The sequence below is a fragment of the Halalkalibacterium halodurans genome (assembly GCF_005671335.1).
In the GTDB taxonomy this organism is placed as follows: domain Bacteria; phylum Bacillota; class Bacilli; order Bacillales; family Bacillaceae_D; genus Halalkalibacterium; species Halalkalibacterium halodurans.
The window spans coordinates 3,810,661-3,832,292 of sequence record NZ_CP040441.1; the positions used below are offsets into that span (position 1 = coordinate 3,810,661).

At 38.9% G+C, this 21,632-nt stretch carries 17 protein-coding genes; 7 read left to right on the plus strand and 10 right to left on the minus strand.

The genetic code is table 11. From position 1 onward, the window contains the following. Positions 1-10: 10 nt before the first annotated feature. From FED51_RS18620 to FED51_RS18635, 4 genes are all read right to left on the minus strand, one after another. The gene (locus tag FED51_RS18620) at positions 11-781 is read right to left on the minus strand and encodes an ABC transporter permease (protein WP_053430245.1); all 771 of its coding nucleotides are present in this window, start codon (positions 779-781) and stop codon (positions 11-13) included. A gap of 217 nt (positions 782-998) precedes the next feature. Then, positions 999-1,772: a glycosyltransferase family 2 protein gene (locus tag FED51_RS18625; protein WP_053430244.1), complete on the minus strand. Its 774-nt coding sequence runs from the start codon at positions 1,770-1,772 to the stop codon at positions 999-1,001. A gap of 11 nt (positions 1,773-1,783) precedes the next feature. Further along, the gene (locus FED51_RS18630) at positions 1,784-2,929 is read right to left on the minus strand and encodes a glycosyltransferase (protein ID WP_053430243.1); all 1,146 of its coding nucleotides are present in this window, start codon (positions 2,927-2,929) and stop codon (positions 1,784-1,786) included. A 31-nt stretch (positions 2,930-2,960) separates the two neighbouring features. Next, on the minus strand, positions 2,961-4,082 hold the full coding sequence (locus FED51_RS18635) for a glycosyltransferase (RefSeq protein WP_053430242.1): 1,122 nt from the start codon (positions 4,080-4,082) through the stop codon (positions 2,961-2,963). A 230-nt stretch (positions 4,083-4,312) separates the two neighbouring features. On the opposite strand from FED51_RS18635, the gene FED51_RS18640 reads away from it, so the two are divergent. Both FED51_RS18640 and FED51_RS18645 read left to right on the plus strand, forming a co-directional pair. After that, on the plus strand, positions 4,313-6,079 hold the full coding sequence (locus FED51_RS18640; RefSeq protein WP_053430241.1) for an N-acetylmuramoyl-L-alanine amidase: 1,767 nt from the start codon (positions 4,313-4,315) through the stop codon (positions 6,077-6,079). 229 nt (positions 6,080-6,308) lie between these two features. Beyond that, positions 6,309-7,106, plus strand: coding sequence for an SGNH/GDSL hydrolase family protein (locus tag FED51_RS18645; protein WP_053430240.1), 798 nt, complete (start codon positions 6,309-6,311; stop codon positions 7,104-7,106). A 255-nt stretch (positions 7,107-7,361) separates the two neighbouring features. Here FED51_RS18645 and FED51_RS21455 read toward each other — a convergent pair whose 3' ends face one another. The 5 genes from FED51_RS21455 to FED51_RS18665 all read right to left on the minus strand — a co-directional run bounded on the left by FED51_RS21455 (position 7,362) and on the right by FED51_RS18665 (position 12,828). Then, on the minus strand, positions 7,362-7,592 hold the full coding sequence (locus FED51_RS21455) for a DUF4368 domain-containing protein (RefSeq protein WP_338035678.1): 231 nt from the start codon (positions 7,590-7,592) through the stop codon (positions 7,362-7,364). 6 nt (positions 7,593-7,598) lie between these two features. Continuing rightward, positions 7,599-9,014, minus strand: coding sequence for a recombinase family protein (locus FED51_RS18650; protein WP_233443853.1), 1,416 nt, complete (start codon positions 9,012-9,014; stop codon positions 7,599-7,601). Between the two features lie 57 nt (positions 9,015-9,071). Further along, a complete protein-coding gene (locus FED51_RS18655; protein WP_053430239.1) occupies positions 9,072-9,275 on the minus strand; it encodes a transposon-encoded TnpW family protein in 204 nt (67 codons plus the stop codon). A 75-nt stretch (positions 9,276-9,350) separates the two neighbouring features. Continuing rightward, positions 9,351-10,250 carry a phage major capsid protein gene (locus FED51_RS18660; protein WP_053430238.1) on the minus strand — a complete coding sequence of 300 codons (900 nt, stop codon included), beginning with the start codon at positions 10,248-10,250 and terminating at the stop codon, positions 9,351-9,353. A gap of 274 nt (positions 10,251-10,524) precedes the next feature. Beyond that, the gene (locus FED51_RS18665; protein WP_053430237.1) at positions 10,525-12,828 is read right to left on the minus strand and encodes a phage/plasmid primase, P4 family; all 2,304 of its coding nucleotides are present in this window, start codon (positions 12,826-12,828) and stop codon (positions 10,525-10,527) included. An 821-nt stretch (positions 12,829-13,649) separates the two neighbouring features. Between FED51_RS18665 and FED51_RS18670 the strand changes: the two genes are divergently transcribed. From FED51_RS18670 to FED51_RS18690, 5 genes are all read left to right on the plus strand, one after another. Further along, positions 13,650-13,850: a type II toxin-antitoxin system prevent-host-death family antitoxin gene (locus FED51_RS18670; protein WP_053430236.1), complete on the plus strand. Its 201-nt coding sequence runs from the start codon at positions 13,650-13,652 to the stop codon at positions 13,848-13,850. A 76-nt stretch (positions 13,851-13,926) separates the two neighbouring features. Further along, a complete protein-coding gene (locus FED51_RS18675; protein WP_053430235.1) occupies positions 13,927-15,486 on the plus strand; it encodes a type I restriction-modification system subunit M in 1,560 nt (519 codons plus the stop codon). A gap of 3 nt (positions 15,487-15,489) precedes the next feature. Further along, on the plus strand, positions 15,490-16,719 hold the full coding sequence (locus tag FED51_RS18680) for a restriction endonuclease subunit S (protein WP_053430234.1): 1,230 nt from the start codon (positions 15,490-15,492) through the stop codon (positions 16,717-16,719). Next, positions 16,716-17,606, plus strand: coding sequence for an FRG domain-containing protein (locus FED51_RS18685; protein WP_053430233.1), 891 nt, complete (start codon positions 16,716-16,718; stop codon positions 17,604-17,606). Before FED51_RS18680 ends, FED51_RS18685 begins: the two co-directional genes overlap by 4 nt. A 1-nt stretch (position 17,607) precedes the next feature. Then, complete coding sequence (locus FED51_RS18690; protein WP_138090948.1) at positions 17,608-20,703, plus strand: type I restriction endonuclease subunit R; 3,096 nt, start codon at positions 17,608-17,610, stop codon at positions 20,701-20,703. A gap of 150 nt (positions 20,704-20,853) precedes the next feature. Here the strand turns inward: FED51_RS18690 and FED51_RS18695 are convergent, their stop codons facing one another. Continuing rightward, positions 20,854-21,621 (minus strand): tyrosine-protein phosphatase, encoded by a 768-nt coding sequence (locus FED51_RS18695; RefSeq protein ID WP_053430231.1) that lies wholly within the window; start codon positions 21,619-21,621, stop codon positions 20,854-20,856. Positions 21,622-21,632: the final 11 nt, after the last annotated feature.

Sequence of the window (21,632 nt, forward strand, 5' to 3'; positions counted from 1 at the left end):
AAACCTCTTTTTATAAAGCTTTAATGATTTTATGTTCGTTTCGACTGTAATAGCGAATAAGCAATATGATGGCAACGATCGATGTTATGGCAATAATGGACAGGCTGAAAAATGGTGGGCTTTCATGCCACAAGAGAACAGATCGATACGAATAGATAATAACGGCGACTGGGTTAATATCAAAGATCCAGCTATATTGCCCAAAGTCTCGATTAAAGATGATGGCAGATCCGTAAAAGAAAATCCGCAAAATATGACCTAATATGTTATCGATGTCGCGAACAAATACACAAATATAGGCAACGAACAAACTGATTGCGACTAAAAACAACAGCTGTACTAAAATAATAAGCGGCAAATAGACCACTTGCCAGCCAGGAGTGACTTGAAACACTAATAAAAAGATCGCAATGATAATAAGACCAAACAAAAAGTTAAAGGTTTGAGTCGCCGTCATCGCAAGAGGAAAAATGGACTTTGGTAAATAAACTTGATTAATGATCGATGAATATTTCGTAATCGACTTTGCTGATGTATTGACAGTTGTATTTATCCAGCGCCAACCAACTAATCCAATCACTAAGAAAACGGCAAAATCATCCCCACCACGACCTAGCAGCACGCCAATAAGGAAGTAATAGATCACTACGTTAAGGAGCGGATCTAATAACCACCAGAAGTACCCTAAGTAACTATTCCGATGCTCCGCTTTCAGCCCTGATTTTACAAGGTAAACTAAAAGATCTTTACGTTTTAATAATTCATTTATATATTCACGCATAAGTGTTTCTCCACCGCCATTCTTCATTCATCAACCTAAACAACTACACTAGAAAAACATTGTTCATGGAAGCTATCGTTTTTCTTATCCTTCCAACCTACTAAAGAGAGTAAATTTTCTTAAAGATGTAAGAAAGAACGGAAGATTTCCGTTCACCATACCCCATTATCACACACTGACAGCAGATGTCTAGGTAAAAGTTTTTGACAATCATTAATCATTTCGATAAATACTTTTTTAACGATCGCCAGACATAGTGCATGAAGTACCATCCACTCTTTACAAAGCTTAGCTTTTCATTTTCACGATACAGGCGCCAATTTTGCTTCGCCATTTTCCACTTATTATGTGAAACCGAATTGTGCACCACCCGATACTTCGCTAATACATCCTGTAAGCCATAGGCAATAAATCCTCGCTTGCATAAATGTAACCATAGCGCATAATCTTGCCGGGACCGCATATTCACCATTTGGACATGACCCGTTTTTTCTTGATCAAGCATGACCGTCAGGCAACCGATAACATTTTGCTTTAATAACTCATGGTAATCAACGTTTTCCGGTACGTTCACAACCTTACCCGTTTCAGATCCATCTTCTGTCATTGTCTTGTAACTTGTAAAAGAAAACGCCACATTTCGTTTTTGCATAAATTCAAGCTGCCGTTCGAGTTTTTCAGGTAGCCACTGATCATCACTATCTAAAAAAGCTAAATAACGGCCGCGCGCATGTTGAATCGCTGTATTTCTACTTACCGCAGGCCCGCTATTTTTTTCTAATTGAATCAACCTAATCCGTTCGTCTTGAGACGCATAACTCTCAACGATTTGAACGGTTCGATCGGTGGAACCATCGTCCACAATGACCATTTCCCAATTCGAAAATGTTTGGTTTAAAACAGATTCGATGGTGTCTCGAATAAACATCTCCGCATTATAGCAAGGGGTTATAATTGAAACGACTGGACCATCTACATTTATTCTTTCCATTTATATCACCATCAAGAAGTCTTCTCGTTTTTTCTCCATAGCGTGTCATACCATTCCACTAACTTCTGCTCTTCCACTTCCCAATTTAATGTTTCAAGAACAGCCCGCCGTCCGTTCTCTCCCATTTTTAATGCTTCCTGCTCATTGTTTCGTAAGTAATCAATGGCTGCTTTTATTTCCTGTTCATCTTCGGGATTGACCGCCATGCCACAGCGGTGCTTTTCGACAAATGCTTTCCAAGCAGGAAAGTCAGAACATAAGATAGGAATACCAGCACTCATGTACTCAAAAAACTTCGTTAATTCCTTCTTTTTAAAGTGATCTGATGGGGGAAATAAGGCGACTCCTGCTAGCCAGCGGTGCTTCACATAGGATTCATCGATATCTGTTTTCGGAATGTAGCGATCGACACCCTCCATGTGTAAGCGATCCTTCGCTTCTCCTGCTAAATGCTCCATTTGCTCCGCAAGGTTTCCTGGACATTGACCAATTAAATGAACGGAAATGTTTTCATCAACCAATGGAAGCTTCGCATGCTGAAAAGCCCCTCGATCAACCCTTACATTTCCAGTGTATAGTAATTTATCTTCGATTGGCTTATCTGTACGATTATGGTGAACAAGCTTTTCGTTTACTAAAGGGTAATTTAAAATACATTTTCCGTTCGGATATTTTTCTCGGTAATATTTTTCAGCTAAACAAAGCTCTAGCTTTCGTGAAAAAAGCCGTTCAACGAGCCGATACGCTTTGGCACAAAAACGCCTAACAGGCTTCGGTAAATATTCTCTTTCCATCATTGCGGTTTCGTAGTCTTCATGAATATCATAAATGACGACGTTGCTTTTCTTCTTAAGCAACCATGCGACTGGAAGTAACTCCGGGTCATGTATTTGATAAATATCGGCCTTTAATTTTCTTGCCTTCCAATAGGCTTCCAACGTAGAAATTCCGATTCGCAGTAAACGATTGTTTCGTCTGTTGATCGATTTTATATTGACAATGCTTGATGGGATGACCTTTTCCGCATCTGGAGCAAGCAAGGTGACATCGTACCCCGCACGTTGTAACGATTGGCATTGTTTATAATAAATCCTCGGATCTAACGGATGATGCACCGTCGTGATATGGACAACCGCCTTTTTTTCTTTCGAACACATAAAAGCTACAACTCCTCAATGAACGCTGCTTTTACGATCTTTTCAATGTGTGTAAAAATAATGTTTCGTACTGCTTTACGATCTGTTTTGCATCAAAGTCTTGAACGCGCTCTAGCCCCCGTTCAATCAAGGAAGCTCGTTGCTCCGGAGAGAGCGTAAGGACATGTTGAATCTTGCTCGCCATTTCGTCTACGTCTCCGACTTCACAAAGGAACCCATATTTCCCTTTGTCCAACACTTCCTCTGGACCAGATTTACAGTTTGTTGATACAACTGGAGTTCCTGTGGCTAATGCCTCCGCTATTACATGACTGAACCCTTCGTGAATGGAAGACAGGACAAATACGTCTGCATGTTTAAAATAAACATAAGGGTTGCTCTGAAAACCTAAAAAATGAACACGGTCCGCCACCTCTAACCTTGCAGCTTCCTGCTGTAATTCTTCCTTTAACGGGCCTTCTCCTAAAAGAATGAGCTTACTTTTCGTTTGCTCATTTACCTTAGCAAACGCCTGAAGCAATGTCCGCTGATCCTTTTGCGGCACTAATCGTCCAGCTGTAATGATCACCCTATCACCGGTATGAAACAGTTCCTCATGCTTTGGCTCCATTATCCCATGGTCCATCTTATCGGCTATTCGCTGTAAATCAACTGGGTTATAAATGACTTGAATCCGTGAGCCACGAATTTTATAACGGCGGACAAGGTTTTCTTTCACTCCTTCTGATAAGGAGACGATTTGATGAGCAAACTTGTAAACCACCCCGAATCCTAGAAGCTGGAGGTTTACGACAAAACTCCCCCCGAGATTATCCGCCTCTCGGACGACATTTTTCGCCTTCGAGAGTGACAATCTATTTGCCACGATGGCAATCGTATTCACTCTCGGAATTGTACTAAACACGAGATCAATGTTTTCTTGTTTAATGATCCTTGCTAATGAAAAAATAGACCGGCTCAGCCGTTTCGTTTGTAGCTTAATAAAACGGATATCCTTCTCCACTTCCCCCTCATAGGAACCATCAAAGTTAAGAGTGACAAGGGTAACAGAAAAGCGCTCTCGATCTAAATTGTTCATGATGTTTAATAAAGTGCGGGCTGCTCCCCCGCCCCCCATTTGATAAATAAAAAACAATACGTTTATTTTTCCCATTATGGACAGCCTTTCTTCACTTCAATTTAAACAAACCTTTATTTATACATCCTCCATAATAGTATCTCTAAAAAGAATATTATACAAAGGTTATCAAAAATCGTCTCTATCTCGAGTTTATTTTACTTTTTTCTACTTCTTCTAACATGATTCGATTTTCTCATTGTAGTAATTTATTGCTAATTATTATAGAATAGACTTGACTAACTTAGAGGAGGGATGAGGAGATTTTGAGATTTCACAAGTTCATAGTTTTTTGTATCGCTTTATTATTAAGCTGTGTGCTTTGGTCAAATGAAACCGCACAAGCCCAAGTGTTAAAGCTCGGTACATACGATACAGCTGTTATTCAGCTTAAGATTGACCTTGAAAAGGCTGGGTTTAAAGTATCGGATAATCCAACCACTTATTTCGGTCCTACGACCGAACAAAGGGTGAAAGAGTTTCAGCAAACTTATGGGCTCACCGTTGATGGAATTGCTGGCCCTGCTACACTTTCGAAGCTTGATGAGGTCGTAAGAGGAACGGTTAGACCCTCGACCCTTCGCTTTGGCGACCGACATCCGTATGTCATTCAGCTTAAAAAAGATTTAGCTGAAGCAGGGTTCCCTGTTTCCGATAGCCCGACACAGTACTTCGGATCAGTCACCGAATCCCAAGTCAAGGCTTTCCAACGGGCTTACGGGCTTACTGCAGATGGCATTGTCGGATCTGCTACTTACGCAAAGCTTGATGAGGTTTTAAACGGGAACTCCAGACCTGCCACGCTTCGCTTTGGCGACCGACATCCGTATGTCATTCAGCTTAAAAAAGATTTAGCTGAAGCAGGGTTCCCTGTTTCCGATAGCCCGACACAGTACTTCGGATCAGTCACCGAATCCCAAGTCAAGGCTTTCCAACGGGCTTACGGGCTTACTGCGGATGGCATCGTCGGTTCAGCCACTTACTCCAAGCTTGATGAGGTTTTAAACGGGAACTCTAGACCTGCCACGCTTCGCTTCGGCGACCGTCATCCTTACGTCATTCAGCTTAAAAAAGATTTAGCTGAAGCTGGGTTCCCGGTATCAGGTAGCCCGACCGAGTACTTCGGATCAGTCACTGAATCTCAAGTCAAGGCTTTCCAACGAGCTTATGGGCTTACTGTCGATGGTATCGTCGGTTCTGCTACTTACGCAAAGCTTGATGAAGTTTTAAAGAACGGAACTGGAAGACCTGCCACCCTTCGTTTTGGTGACAGACATCCGTATGTCATTCAGCTTAAAAAAGATTTAGCTGAAGTAGGGTTCCCGGTATCAGGTAGCCCGACGGAGTACTTCGGATCAGTCACCGAATCCCAAGTCAAGGCTTTTCAACGGGCTTACGGGCTTACTGCGGATGGCATCGTCGGTTCAGCCACTTACTCCAAGCTTGATGAAGTTTTGTTAAATGGGACAACCCTACCAAGCAATAAGGCTCTCTCAGGTAGAACAATCGTTGTTGACCCTGGGCACGGTGGTTCAGACCCTGGTGCCATAGCAAACGGTTTACAAGAAAAAGTAGTAGCACTGGATATTTCAAAGCGTTTAGAAACGAAGCTAAAAGCGCAAGGTGCAACTGTTATCATGACGCGCTCAACAGATGTATACCCATCCTTAACAGATCGAGTCAATATTGCAAATTCATCAGGCGCTGATGCTTTTATTAGTATCCACTTAAATGCTGCTACCTCTACATCTGCTAACGGAACTGAAACATACTGGAACTCAGCTCATGCGGCTACAAGTAGTCGTAGTTTAGCAACAAACATTCAACAAGAACTGGTTCGGGCCATTAACACAAATAACCGAGGTGTTAAAGAAGCGAATTTCCAAGTCATTCGCCACACGAGAATTCCTTCCGTACTGGTTGAGGTTGGTTTTTTAACAAATCCAACAGAAGCCAACCGAATGAAAAGTGCTAGTTTCTTAGATTCGGCTGCAGAAGGGATTTTGAACGGTACCATTAAACACTTTAATTAAAACGATGGGGTCTACTACCCATCGTTTTTTACTTTACATATTAATTTTCTCTGTTAAGTAATCTCCTTTTCCTGTTTTCTTCAAAAAACCTAATACCTTACCATGGTTCACATTTACATCACTTCTATCATTCGCTATAATATACAAGACTTATTTCGTGTCATTTCACAATTTTTCGCCATTATTCTATTTATTATTGGCTTTGTCTTTTTAGATTGGAGGAACACATGTGAAAAACTATTTATTTTTAATAGGGATGCTTGTTTGTATTGTCATATTATCTATCGGTTATGTGCATTACAACGCAAAATTAAAAACGATCGCAAATGATGCTCACGAACAAATTGAGGCCTCCCCCTTAACTAGCCATGGAGATCGTCACTCAGTGAATCGTAAGGAAGATGGCAACTCAACGCAACAGCCAGAAGCGGACGGACTCATTGGACAGCTGTTACAAGAGAAAGATTCAATTACAATTACGGCATTTGGCTCTACCTCATTAACGAGCAGCGTAGACTCTAATGATGAGGCATGGCCGAATGTCATGATCGATCAAATGAATGACCAATTTGGGACAGGTGCAGTCACCCTTTCCATCGTCGATGTTGGCCGAACCATATCGACCGATGTCATCCAAGGAGATTATGCGAACCAAGTGATCGACAGCAACCCTGATATATTGTTGATTGAGCCGTTTATGTTAAACGATAACGGACAAGTATTACCTGAAGATACACTCTATGTGTTGGAACAGTTATTAATTCAATTTGAAAGTGACTTACCAGATACTCACGTGATCCTCCTTCCTGCGAACCCAATTTACGGGGCAAGCTACTATTTAAGTCAAATCGAGATGTTGAAGGCTTTTGCGAACAATCACAACTTTTCGTATGCCGATCATTGGGAGGCATGGCCAAGCACGGAAGACGGGGGCCTTGAAGACTTTTTAGAGAGCGGTAGACCGAACAAAGATGGCCATCAAGTGTGGGCTGATTTTATGGTTGACTATTTAACGACAAATGAGTAAGCAATTACTAAAGCACCTCTCAATGTACAGTTACTCCAGTACAAAATTGGGGTGTTTTTTCAAGCAGGAATCTCCAATACAAGACTCTCTCTCCGCTTGTCATAGTTATGAGGGGCTCTAGCACTTCCACCAAATGAGAGCGTACCCTTTTGGGACGAGCAAAAAAGGAGCCACGTTAGGAGCGGTCAGATAGGGATTTATAATTCCTGAAAAATTCGGCATAGTCGTTGATTTGCGGCTATGCCGTTTTTTCGTTTAGTTTGGTAAGTCGATAGCGCCAATGCAGTTATAGAAAATTTGAATCCGCTGAGTTCTGCGGCCATCTACCTTTTCAGCCTTAAATACAATAATTTTGTCAATGAACTCTCGGATAATCTCTGCATCCAATTCTGTAATTTCTGTGTACTTTTTAACCAGTGCCAAAAAGCGGTCGGTATTGAGGGACTGTTCATTTACAGTATCAATGGTATGTTTTAATTTGGTTATCCTTTCTTACAGTGTCTTCTGCTCGGCTTCATATTCAGTCGACATCTTGTAAAAACGCTCTTCGGGAATTTTGCCCATCACATTGTCTTCATATAGCTTTCGAATGATTTTGTCTATGTCAGCAATACGAGCCTGTGCTTGTTCGTACTCCTTTTGACTTTGGCGGAGTTCTTTGGCAAGCTCCTTTTCTGAATTATTCATAACTATACGGATGAATTCCTGTTCATGGTCTTTGGCAAAGGAGGTTACACGTCTTAAGTCCTCCAGCAAAAGCTGTTCCACCACAACATTGCGTATCTGGTGTGAACTGCACATCCCCTTTTTCTTGCGGTAAGTAGCACAAACGAAGTATTCCTTATCGCGTGACCATCCCTTTCCTCTAACCTGATACAGCTTCGCCCCACAGTCGGCACAGAACATCATACCTGAAAGCATTCCCATTTCACCTAATCGTGATGGTCTTCGCTTGCCATCTCTGATTTTCTGCACTGTTTCCCAAGTGCCCTCATCGATAATTGCTTCATGGGTATTTTTGAAAACCATCCAATCTTCTGGATTGTTCAATATCTTGACTTTGCTCTTGTAGGATTTTTTAGAAGTCTTGAAATTCACCGTGTGACCTAGATATTCCATTTTAGCCAGAATATCTGCTACGGTACGAGCCGACCAAGCATATGGGTTTTCAGGTGGTCTTGCTGGAGTGTTAATACCCATTTTGCGTAGATGAACCGTAGGCGTATCAATGCATCGCTTTTCAAGTTGCTTTGCTATCTGCGTGGGTCCAAAGCCAGCCATGCACAGTCGGAAAATATCTCTGACCACTTCGGCGGCTTTCTCATCTATAATCCAGTGCAACTTGTCTTCAGGGTCTTTAATATAACCGTAAGGCGGATTGGTGCAGAGTGGCTTGCCTGACTGTCCCTTGGATTTGAACACAGCACGGATTTTCTTGCTAGTATCCTTAGCGTACCATTCATTAATAATGTTAAGAAACGGTGTAAAGTCACTGTCTGCTTGGTTTGCACTATCAATACCGTTGTTAATAGCAATAAATCGTACATCTGCTTCAGGAAACATAATCTCGGTATAATAACCTACTTTGAGGTAATCCCTGCCGAAGCGGGACATATCCTTGATGATAATCGTTCCGATTCTACCGGACTCTACATCTGCAATCATGCGGTTAAAGTCTGGTCTATCAAAAGTTGTACCGCTGACCCCATCATCCACATAAAATTCGATGTTACGAAAACCGTTGTCCTCAGCATATTTCTTTAGAATTGCCTTCTGGTTTACTATACTGTTGCTGTCCCCTGCAAGCTCATCATCACGGGAAAGCCTGCAGTAAAGAGCAGTAATTTTTGCTTCTTCAAATGCTAATGTTGATTTACGTATAGTGCTAAATGTTGACTGTCTATTCATTTTTATCCTCCATTTCCGACAGTCTTCAAGCGGTTTAGCACTATGTATATTACCGTACTACCTTGAAGAAGTCGAGTTGATTTCCGTGGATTTATTTGAACTATTTGATAACTTTGAAAGGTTTTTTGCGTTGACTGTAATCAGTCGTTTCAGCTTGGAATATGCACTTTCCTTTGCTGAATCACTTACTCGTGATTCCACCACATAGACCGTACCTCCGATATCGGATTTGGTTGTGCGGCTGTTACTTTGATTTTCCATATCGTGACCTCCTGTCCGATGTTTTGATGGAACTGGCACTGAGCCGAATTGATGACTCAGTGCCTAATCCATTATTTAAGCTTTTATTTGTAATATTTTCAGAGCATCTGGTTGAATTAGCTTGCCATCCAATCTTTCGTAAGCAGAAAATCCAATTTGCCCCTGCAATGCATATAACTCACTTAATTTCTTTATTGTTATTGGCTGACGCTCAATCAGCCAGTAATACGATAGATCTCCGAATACAATGCTTTTTGCTCCTGCTGATACTGTAGGCATATATGGAGAGGTAACTACAGGCTTTCCGAAGATGGTGTTATCTGAAGTATTCCATAGATAACTGCCATTTGTATCTTTAAGGGTTCTAAGAAGCATGGATGTATTATCGTGCATGATAAACACAGCGTTATTTCGGTATTCATCTTTTAATGAAAAATACAGAGAGATAATCTCGTCAAAAGAGATGGTACTATTGTCTGCTGTAGTTACATCTGCATCTGCTGTAAGGATACCTGTTGGCTGTGTTGTGCCATTTCCATTAAGCAATGCATTTTCCTCAGCCTTGCCAAAACGCTTCGCAAAATCACCCATCAGATATTTTTCAAGATTAAAGTTCATATCGGTGACAAATGAGCGGTTTAGCTTGACAAGAGATGCCAGCTTGTATGATTTCACCAGAAACTGTGTAAATGTATCGGCGCTTTCGGGGATTGGATCCCCGTCTTCAACCCAATCTGCTGTACCCGTTGAGGATACCGCTTGAATTTTACCTTCTGCAGAAGATAGATTGATAACAGTGGCAAATCTGCGGAATATATTCTCCTTTGCCAAAGCAGTGTTAAAACCTTCCCTGAACTCATCTGGTGCGACATATGCTCCGACATTATCGTACCCCTCGTTCAGATTCTGATAATTTTCGTCTTTTCCTTTCATAACGTTCCAAAACGCTCTATTATAAGTTGTTGATGTTGCCATAATCGTTTACCTCCTAAATTTAATTCGATTGTGGGGTATATACCCTGTTTGAAACCGCGTTTTTTTTACGCATTGCCCCACGCCCGTTACACAAATAAACAGATGTGGAGATTTGACCTGCCCCTAGGGGTAGGTATCAACACATGGAGTCATATCCAGTGTTTTAGTGGTTTTAAGCTTTGTAGCAAGATGTAGCAGGTAAAAACTAAACTCTCTATACGAGAGTGATTTTTTATATAACCTGTTTTTCTTGCTACAAGCTGCTACACTGTGTTTAAATAAGAAAAAACTCTTCTTCTGTCAGCTTATATCCGATAAGCATTGTGGTCATTCCACCACCAGAACGTGGTCGTTTCCTTTCTACACGGGCGATAGCTGTTAATGCCTGTTTGAAGTTTCTTGCATTCTCCGAATAACATCCATTGGCACTGCACCAACGCTGATACCGGGCATACACTTCGGATGTCCGCACCTCACTATTAGGACTTTCCTCCAAGGCATCCTCGAAAAATAATGCTATTTTGTCGCTGTCACGCTTATAAGCCTCCGTTGCTGTCTTAACAGAATCAGGTAAAGTCAAGCCTTCCTTCTTTAACAGCTGATAGCCTTCAATTAGCCAGTTGAGGATAGCACTCTGATTCTTCGGTTTGGCAAATTCACGTTTTAAGCTTTTATCCTGCTCGTTTTCATCAAAGTGTCGTTCAAAAGGGATAATTACCACTCTACCACTAGAAAACAACGTCATATCCGTAATGACTGGCAGATAATTGGTGTTGATATACAGCTTAAACTTTGGCGAAAAGTCAAAAGAATTCTCATGTAGAAACCTTGCGTTGATGGTGTCACCACCCGTCATGCTTTTTACCTGTGCAGCATTTAAGACAAGTCCTCTGCTAGGTTCGGAGATATTCACAAAGCGTACTCCTGCAAGCCGGGCAATATCTTCACTTGGACTTGAACTATTATTGTTCTTTTTCAGACTGATAGTCTCCGGCCTTGCGGTACAGCCATAACTGCCTAATACCTTAAGAACGCTCTCACATAGCGTACCTTTACCGTTTCGAGTTGTAGCACCATAGAGAACAAACAGGCATTCATACCGAGTGTCTCCGCTGATACTGTAGCCAAAGGCTTTTTGGAGGAATTTTGCCTTTTCCTCATCTCCGCTCATAATCTCATGAATAAATCTATCCCATCGCTCGCTTTTTGCTTCCGGGTCATATTTAACACCAGATATCTTAGTAAGTCTGTCCTCGCTGTTGTGGGGACAAAAATCCATGGATGTTAAAAACAATGTTCCATTGGCACAGTTGAGTACCTGCGGGTCTTGGTCGAATTCAGCCATTGATATGGGATATACGCTCTGTGCATCCTTAAGCACCGTTTCTCGGTATCTTCTTGACTGCCACTTTCGGCAATAGTCAATGTATGCCTTTCTTTGATGTTCATCCTGAATAGTCAAAGCATAGGTTAGCAGTTGGTTAGCCAATGATTTACACATTTCCATTACTTTTAGATTACCGACATCAGGAATCCAAATGCCATTCGCATAGCAAAACCACATTTTCCTTTCAGGAACATAGCGGGCAAAAAATTTATAATAATCAGCAAACAGCCTGCTTGCCCCAATATCCGTCCAAGGGTAGCGATCGTTACTCTCAGGCTTAAAATCAGCAAGGGAACATTCACCAAAATCTTCTGTAGCTGATGAATGTATACCACCTGGTTTATATATTTCAGTAGCATTTGCGATAGCTTTTTCTATGGTTATCATTCCATAAGTACTGCCGGACTGTGGTCTATTCCATTTATCTCGCATTAGGCCGCTCTGCCGGAAAAGTCTGTCCATCTGTCCAATATCCCTGCCACACCAAAATGCCAGCATACCGCAAAGTGCCAAATCAGCTTCACTGGCAGAAGCATAGCCTGATGTATCACCCTGCCATAATGCTTTGAACCTTTCTCCGTTTACTGATTTAGAAGCCTTCTCAATAACAGACTTGTCAGACAGATAGGATTGGCTTTCTGTATCCAGAATTTGCTTCACAGGGGTAGGACGCAACATATACTTGTCTAGTATCATCTGAAGCTCATTCGATTTCTCCGCTATATCACCATTTGCAAACATATTTCCCGTTACGGTAACAAAGCGGTTTGTTGCTCCAGCCACATAGACCTCAACTCCCAGCTTTCTGTTGTTGATATAGTATTTTGTTTTGTCAAAGTTAAAGCCTGTGGCCTTAAAGAAAATATGCAACCCTTTTCCAGACGGACTGTGTTCCATATAGCAACCCCTAAAAGCCTCTACAACATTTTGGGCAACAGGCTTAAGCTTACCGCTGCTATCAAAGCAATCATCTAAGTCGATAACACATATGTCATTACCCACCAAAAATCCGATACCGTCATAATCACTTATAGCAGCTACCGCCGAACTAAAATCTTTAAATGTACCACGTTGATTTGGTTTTGCCCTTTTTCCTGTTATCGGGTTATAGGGAACTTTGGTTTTTCTACCACTTCGCTCTTCATATTTCCAACAGCAAAACTGTGGCTTATCTTTAAGCTTCTGTGGCAAGTTATCATATTTTGTTTTCAGTTATTTCACCTCCTTGCCTTTTATAAATGACCCGAAACGCTACTGTTCCAGAGGGTTTGACTTGTTTGACACAACCTCGTTATCTTTCAAGGATTACGCTCGGAATTATCGTCATGGCATATTCTGCTTGAAGTATCTCTTGCATTTCGAGGTATTCAGTTGTCAAGGAGCAGTGAGAGAAAAACTATGCTTTCATTGATTGTCCATGAGAAAGGCAAATCCACAGAGTATTTTTAAGGCAATTTCCTCTCATCATGCACAAGACACAAGCCTGCAGTTTGAGTACAGGAACAAATATTTCTGTGAATTGCTTTCCTCTACTAATAGCCGAAATTATTAACCCCTTAGCTATGTGCCTCATTAATTTTTAACTTGGAAGCTAATGGGGATTATTTTTCCTCTCACCTTATAGCCTTGGTAGAATACATTAGTTGAGGATTTTCTAAAAATAATTTTCTTCCTCATCCATAAGCGAAGAATTCTATTGATTCGAACCTCTAAAATAAAAAACAGCCTGTCTTTTTTCCGATAAAGACGGCTGAAATGCTTATGCTTTTGCTCAAATTTGAGCGAAAGTGGTATTAAGTTTAAGGAGGCTGAATGCTGTAGTTTTGGATTTTTCAATTAGACTTTCCGACTTTTTTGTCTAAAAGTTTGATTCAGAGTCACCTATGCAAAATGAAATTTAAGAAATATATAACATATCAAAAGTCATTACTTTTATCTAGTCAAAGGTATTTACAATTATAATGATTAAATGATATAATTATTCAAAATGGCTGTCTTAAGGAGGTGTCCATGTGGTAAATGAAAAAGGAAATCCAATACCAGAATATCATTCTATTACTGAATTTTTAAAAGGACAGGCATCTCGAATATTCAGAGAGGTTAATGAAAAAGACAAGATAGTAATTGTTAACAAGCAGAATAAACCGCAGGCTGTTGTTATTTCATATGAAAGATATATAAGGTTAAAAGAGCAAGAAGGTGTCGACATATAATTGCTATCAGTTTGGTATGTAATTCATGAAAACCATGTTTAGCATTTAACATCATTAGTAATGGAGGAGTTTTATAATGGCTGAGTTAAGAAAAGAAGATTTATGGATAATGGCTGATAAACTTAGAAATAATATGGATTCTGCTGAATATAAACATATTTGTTTAGGACTTATATTTTTAAAATATATTTCTGACAGTTTTGTCAAAGCATATGCAGAAATTTCACAAGATGAGTATGCAGATCCTGAAGATAAAGATGAATATACTGCTAAGAATGTTTTCTGGGTGCCCCAAGAAGCCCGCTGGGATAATATTGTTGCAAGAGCTAAAACACCAGAAATTGGTCAAGTAATTGATAATGCAATGTATACAATTGAAAAAGAAAATCCATCATTAAGAGGAGTTCTTCCTAAAGATTTTGCTCGTGCTTCTCTAGACAAAACTGCCTTAGGTGAGCTTGTTGATTTACTTGCAAATATTGAAATTGGGAATGACCCAAACAAAGATACTCTCGGAACAGTTTACGAGTATTTTCTAGGTAAATTTGCTAGGGCTGAAGGTAAACTAGGAGGCGAATTCTATACTCCTAGAAGTGTTGTTGAACTAATCGTAAACATGATTGAGCCACATGATGGAAGAGTATATGACCCTTGCTGCGGCTCTGGAGGAATGTTTGTTCAAAGCGAAAAGTTTGTCAAAGACAGGCAAGGACGAATCGACGGTCAACTTGCAATTTATGGACAGGAGTCCAATTATAATACATGGAGACTTTGTAAAATGAATCTTGCCATTCGTGGTATAGATGCGAACTTAGGTCAGCAGAATGCCGATTCATTCCACAACGATCAACACAAAAATCTTAAAGCGGACTACATCATGGCAAATCCCCCATTTAATATAAGCGATTGGGGAGGCGAGCGTTTAATTGATGATCCACGATGGGGAAAATATGGAATTCCTCCTGCTGGCAACGCTAACTATGCTTGGATTCTACATATGTTATATCACTTGGCTCCAAGTGGTACAGCGGGATTTGTTCTTGCTAATGGTTCCCTATCATCTTCTACTATTAGTGAATATACAATTCGTAAAAATTTAATAGAAGATGACAAAATAGATTGTATTGTAACCTTGCCTGGTGGATTGTTCTCAACCACTTCTATTCCTGTATGCCTTTGGTTTATAACAAGAAACAAATTAAAAAATGGGCATCGTGACAGACATGGTGAAATACTCTTTATTGATGCACGCAATATGGAAACTGAACCACTAGAAGATAGTCGTACACAACGAAAATTAACAGACAAAACCATAGATGATATTACATCAATTTATCACGCTTTTCGAAATCATGATAAGAAAGCCACTAAGGCAGATGGTACAGAGATAACCTATGAAGATAAGCAGGGTTATTGGAAAATAGCTACTTTAAATGAAGTTAGAGATAAAGACTATAATCTTACTCCTGCTAGTTATGTAGGTGTTGCTCCAATTGAGGAAGATGGAGAGCCTTTCGAAAAGAAAATGGATAGATTGATAAATCAACTTTCTAAGGTTATGTCTGAGTCTCTAGAGTTGGATAAAGAAATAAAAAATCAACTTAGTAGCATAGGTTGGGCAATAGAGGAGGTATAATTCATGTTTGATATTGTACCTATTGAGAATACCTCAATAGAAATAATCGATGGAGATCGTGGTAAAAATTATCCAAAGCAGACCGATTTCTATGACAAGGGGTATTGTTTATTTTTGAATGCAAAAAATGTGACTGTTTCAGGATTTGATTTTCAAAATACTATTTTTATTACTCAAGAGCATGATGAGTTACTACGCAAAGGAAAGCTAACAAGGGGAGACATTGTTCTAACTACGAGAGGAACTGTGGGGAATGTTGCCATTTATGATGAAAATGTTCCTTATGATAATATTAGAATCAACTCAGGAATGGTTATTCTAAGAAACACTAAGAACGAGTATTGTAATGAATATTTATACTATTTATTACAATCTAAATTTGTTCAAAATCAGATTCATTCAATAAAAACTGGTAGTGCACAACCGCAACTACCAATAAAATTATTAAAAAAAATTGACTTAATAATACCACCACTTTCGGTTCAAAAGAATATTGCTAATAAAATTACATCTTTACAAAAAAAGATATCAAAGAATAAATATTACATTAGAATCCTTGAGGAATTAATACAGGCGATTTATAAGGATTGGTTTATTGACTTTAATTTTTCAAAGGATATTGATCAACATAGAGAAGGTATTCCTAATGGTTGGGTTTATTCTAATGTTTTTAATAATATCAATGAAATTCGCGAAAAAAATATTGATAATTTAAATTACCCGGTGCTTTCAGTTGTAAAAGAAGGTGAATTTAAACTTTCTGATGATGTTTTTACCAAACAGGTATACAGCAAAAAAACTACCAATTACAAAATTGTTAGACGAAATCAAGTGGCATACAATCCTGCTAGAGCAAATATTGGTTCCATTGCTATGCTGACTGATTTTGATGTTGGGTTAGTAAGCCCAATATATGTTGTCTTCGAATTGAAAGAAACCATAACCCCAACTTTTTTCTACTATTATATGAAACAGCCTATGTTTTTAGAAAATATCAAGCACCATGCTATAGGTACAACTCGCCAGAATTTTCCGTTTGAAGCATTTAAAATGTTTGATATAATCGTACCCCCAATGGAACTTCAGTTGCGATTTGAAGAAATAGCAAAACCTATAGAGCAGAAAATAGCAAAACTAAAAGAGGAAAATGATGTTTTGGCTGAAATAAGAGATACTCTTTTACCAAAGCTTATAAGCGGCGAATTACCAGTGGAAGTAGGTGAGGCACAATGACTGATTATGAAGAATATGTAGAAGAAGCATTCGAAGAGAAAACTACAGTTTTTAGTGTTGGACACTTATTCGACAAAATTTCAAGATACAATAGCACAATTATTGAAAATAACATAACAGGCACTTTGCTATTTAGAGGGCAAGCAAACATTGACTTTCCAATGGATGCTAGTATTTTTCGCAATAACATGATTAGTAAAGAGACAGCATTAATTAATGACTTGATTTTGCAAGAACCATATGAGTTTGGTAATCACATGACTGATTTTGAGCAGCTCGTGAAAATGCAGCATTATGGGCTTCCAACAAGGTTAATTGATGTTACAACAAATCCTCTTATAGCTTTATATTTTGCCTGCTCTGATAAAACTTGCGAAGATAAAGATGGCGAAATACTTATTCTTATAGAATCATTACAGCGTCCAACAGAAAAACAAGTACAGTATTTTGCTGCACTTGCTGAATATGATGGAAAAAGCATTGAAGCTTTTGTCGACTATTTTGTTCAAAAAGGTTTAATAAATAATGCTTTAGATTATAAAGAAAAGAATGAAAAACTTGAGAACATATTTAGAACAAAATATATTCCTGTTGTTGCCCCCAAAAATAACGAACGAATTAAAAGGCAAAATGGAGCTTTCTTACTACTGGGTATAGACATTGAAAAACCAGATTATTTTCTTAAGAACACATTTAATTTAAAGGATCAGCTTATTAAAGACTTTGGCGATGGCATTCCACGCTCATTGGTTATTCCGCAAGAGCACAAACAATCGATACTTAAAGAACTAGATATTATAGGTATTAATGAAGCTTTTGTGTATCCAGAGCTTGAACATCAGACTTCATACATAAAAAGCAAACATCACATAAAGGTAGGTGAGTGATATGTCAAATTTTATTGAATACCATCTTGAGCAAGCAGTAATGGAATGGTTTCAAGATTTAGGCTACCAAACAATTTATGGCCCAGATATCTCACCTGGCGGCAGTTTTTCTGAACGGGAGAGTTTTGGAGATGTTGTCTTGTATGATCGTCTGCACAGTGCCCTCAAGAGAGTTAACCGACAGTACCCTGATAAGGTAATTGATGATTTGGTAAAAAAAATAACGCGCCATCAAAGTATGTCTATCACACAGAACAATGTCGCATTTTTTAAAATGATAACTGACGGGATCGACGTAGAAATACGAAAAAAAGATGGAAATGTAAAAACTGAAAAAGCCTATATTTTCGATTTAACAGACATTGATAATAATGAATTTTTAGCTGTAAATCAGTATACAATTATCGAGAATGGTAAAGAACGTCGTCCCGATGTTGTTGTCTTTATAAACGGTATACCGCTTGCAATCATTGAATTGAAGAATGCGTCCAATGAAGATATTGGTATTGTTGAAGGCTTCAATCAATTACAAACATATAAAAAAGATATTCCTACTATTTTCAATTACAATGCCTTCTTAGTTACAAGTGATGGAATAAACGCAAAGGTAGGAACAATTTCTTCAGATTTTGATCGTTTTATGTTTTGGCGAACTGTTGATGGAAACGGTGAAGCACCAGAATCTTCGCCTCAATTGAAAGTAATGCTACAAGGAATGATGGACAAAAAACGTATTTTGGACATAATATCTAATTACACGTTTTTTGTTCATGAAGAGGATAAATCTTTTAAGATACTTGCTGGTTATCACCAGTATTTTGCAGTAAAAAAAGCATTATATAAAACACATATTGCTGCTGCAGAAAATGGAGATAGAAAAGTAGGTGTTATTTGGCATACACAAGGAAGTGGAAAAAGCTTTTCCATGCTAATGTATGCCCGACAATTAGTTCTTGAGCTAAGCAATCCTACGATAGTTATTATTACAGATAGAAACGATCTAGATGATCAGCTTTACGGAACATTTGCCAAAAGTGCTCACTACCTACGTCAAATTCCAAAGCAAGCAGAAAACCGAAAACAATTAAGAGATTTATTAAGTGTTGAATCTGGTGGAGTTATATTTACTACTATCCAGAAATTTCTGCCTGATGAAAGTGATCAAAGTAATGAAGCACTAACAAATCGTCGTAACGTAATAGTAATTGCAGATGAAGCACATCGTAGCCAATATGGACTAGAAGCAAAAGAGAAGGATGGCAAGGTATCTTTTGGATTTGCTAAATATATGCGCGATGCTTTACCAAATGCCTCTTTTATAGGTTTTACTGGTACTCCAGTAGAATTGAGTGACAAAAACACACCTGCATTATTTGGAGATTATATTGATATCTATGATTTAACGCAGGCAGTCAAAGATAGAACAACCGTTCCTATATATTATGAAAGCCGAATTGCTAAGCTTGATATTCCTCAGGAGTTCAAGCCTAAAATAGATATTGAATATGCAGAAATTGTAAAAGAACAAGAAGAAACATATGTAATCAATCAACAAAAAAAGTGGGCTAGACTTGAAGCTCTTGTAGGAACCGATACTCGTCTTGATGTTATTGCAAAGGATTTTTTACACCATTATGATCTGAGACAGAATGCACTCAGTGGCAAAGCTATGTTTGTAACAATGTCTAGAAACATAGCTGTTAAACTATACTCAAAAATTATTAAATATCGTCCAGAATGGCATAATTCTGAAGTGGATAAAGGAACAATCAAAGTTATTATGACATCTGCTGCGTCAGATCCACCAGAATTCCAGATGCACTCAACTACTTCTGCTCAGAAAAAAATTCTTGCAAAAAGGATGAAAGACCCGCATGATGAGTTAAAGGTTGTGATTGTTTGTGATATGTGGCTAACAGGTTTCGATGTTCCGTGTTTGCATACTATGTATATTGATAAACCTATGAGCGGGCATAACCTAATGCAAGCTATAGCGCGAGTCAATCGTGTGTTTAAAGATAAACCTGGTGGATTAGTTGTAGATTACATCGGTATAGCTGATAATCTTCGAAGTGCCCTTGCACAATATACCCCTTCTGATAGAAAAACAACTGGTATTGATCCTCAGGTTGCAGTAGATTTAATGATGGAAAAATATGAGCAAATAAAAGGTTTGTTATACGGATTCGATTATAGCTGTTACTTAGATGGTACAGCATCTCAAAGAATAGATTGTATAGTTAGATGTGTAGACTTCATTCTTGGAAAAAAAGAAGAAGAAAAAAAAGACTTTCTAAACTTTGTAGTTGAGATAGGAAAAGCATATGCTCTGTGCGCCACATCAGAAAAAGCACAAGAAATTAACCTTGAGATAAGTTTTTTTAAAGCGGTCAAAGCCGGAATAATAAAATTGTTACCCAAGGGTAAACCTAAGAAAACAAAAGATCAAGTTGAATATGAAATAGAACAACTAGTTTCAAAATCTGTTATTTCAGAAGAGATAGTAGATATTCTTGCAGCGGTAGGCTTAAATCTACCAGATATATCCATACTTTCTGATGAATTTTTAGAGGAAGTTAAAGGGCTTCCGCAAAAAAACTTAGCATTAGAACTATTACGAAGATTGCTTGATGGTAGAATTAAGGCGATTTCTAGAAAAAACGTTGTTCAAGCTAAAAAATTCTCAGAAATGCTAGAAGCATCAGTTAATAAGTATGCTAAACGGTCAATCGAAACTGCTGAAGTTATAAAGACGCTTATCGAAATGGCAAAAGATTTAAATAGTCTTCATAAAAGAGGTGAAGAACTAGGTTTATCTGATGATGAGTTAGCATTTTATGATGCTATATCTGAAAATGAATCCGCCAGAGAATTCTATGAAAATGATGTGCTGAAGCAAATTGCAAAAGAACTAACAATTAATATACGAAATAGCATGAAAGTTGACTGGGATGTACGTGAAAGTGTACGTGCTCAGATGCGCATTACCGTTAAGCGGCTTCTACGTAAATATAAGTATCCACCTGATAAACAAGCAGATGCAGTTAAATTAATTATTGAACAAGCAGAAAAAATGTCTGAAAATGAATTACAGTAAAATAACGGAAGACAAAGACCAGCCACTTCAAGTACATATGCTTGAGTATGGCTGGCCTTTTTGCCTCCGCTTGAAGCTGTTCAGTTAAGTTTTTCTTCAATCCCTAAGTGAACGCTTCTTTCAGCTCCTTTTCTTCACTTTCAATCCATGTTAAAAAATCCCTAGTAGCTTCTTCTTTACGATCGGCTGAGGCGGCGGCCCCATAACATGCTGATTCTTAATGAGAAGTTCCGCATTCTCTTGGAATTCATAGGCTTTACTAGAACCATAGTTTTTTTCGACTAGCGCAAACGCCTCACGAATCCGAAACGTTCGCTCCGTTACGTTATGTGCATCCGATGCCAAAAAATGCGTAAGGTCAGCTTCAATGATCTGCTCGGTAAATTTCTTAATTTTTTTGCCAAGATGACCTGTAAGGCTGGACGTAGTTATTTGTGTCAAAGCTCCCCCATTGACAAGATCGTACAAAAGCCCAGGGTTTTTTAAAAACTCGTGATTCCGTTCTGGATGAACGATGATCGGAATAATGTCCTGAGACAGCAATTGAAAGAACAGCTTGTCTGCATAACGAGAGACATGATTTGATGAAAACTCAACAAACAAATACTTCCCTTGATCAGCCAACGTCAAGATGTCGCCTGACAGAAGACCATCCATCACATCACCGGATATGCGAACCTCCTGCCCTGGTAGAATTTCAAGAGGAATGTTTTCCTTCTGAATAGCCTCATTTAATTTGCGTACTTTTTCTTTTACAACGGCCGCTTCATTGTGATAATTCGGATGTAAATGGTGCGGTGTTGCAATTATTTTCGTAATCCCTTCCTTGACTGCTTCCCGAGCCATGACGAGGCTTTCCTCCAGTGATGAGGGTCCATCATCAATCTCGGGCAAGATATGACAGTGGATATCGATCATCCAAACACACC

What these genes read in the sequence shown, in the direction of transcription:
- FED51_RS18635 (WP_053430242.1), bottom strand. Translation starts at nt 4,082, where the DNA reads ATGGGAAAAATAAACGTATTGTTTTTTATTTATCAAATGGGGGGCGGG.
- FED51_RS18660 (WP_053430238.1), bottom strand. Translation starts at nt 10,250, where the DNA reads ATGGCAACATCAACAACTTATAATAGAGCGTTTTGGAACGTTATGAAA.
- FED51_RS18695 (WP_053430231.1), bottom strand. Translation starts at nt 21,621, where the DNA reads ATGATCGATATCCACTGTCATATCTTGCCCGAGATTGATGATGGACCC.
- FED51_RS18620 (WP_053430245.1), bottom strand. Translation starts at nt 781, where the DNA reads ATGCGTGAATATATAAATGAATTATTAAAACGTAAAGATCTTTTAGTT.
- FED51_RS18690 (WP_138090948.1), top strand. Translation starts at nt 17,608, where the DNA reads ATGTCAAATTTTATTGAATACCATCTTGAGCAAGCAGTAATGGAATGG.
- FED51_RS18675 (WP_053430235.1), top strand. Translation starts at nt 13,927, where the DNA reads ATGGCTGAGTTAAGAAAAGAAGATTTATGGATAATGGCTGATAAACTT.
- FED51_RS18650 (WP_233443853.1), bottom strand. Translation starts at nt 9,014, where the DNA reads ATGAATAGACAGTCAACATTTAGCACTATACGTAAATCAACATTAGCA.
- FED51_RS18630 (WP_053430243.1), bottom strand. Translation starts at nt 2,929, where the DNA reads ATGTGTTCGAAAGAAAAAAAGGCGGTTGTCCATATCACGACGGTGCAT.
- FED51_RS18685 (WP_053430233.1), top strand. Translation starts at nt 16,716, where the DNA reads ATGACTGATTATGAAGAATATGTAGAAGAAGCATTCGAAGAGAAAACT.
- FED51_RS18680 (WP_053430234.1), top strand. Translation starts at nt 15,490, where the DNA reads ATGTTTGATATTGTACCTATTGAGAATACCTCAATAGAAATAATCGAT.
- FED51_RS18625 (WP_053430244.1), bottom strand. Translation starts at nt 1,772, where the DNA reads ATGGAAAGAATAAATGTAGATGGTCCAGTCGTTTCAATTATAACCCCT.
- FED51_RS18655 (WP_053430239.1), bottom strand. Translation starts at nt 9,275, where the DNA reads ATGGAAAATCAAAGTAACAGCCGCACAACCAAATCCGATATCGGAGGT.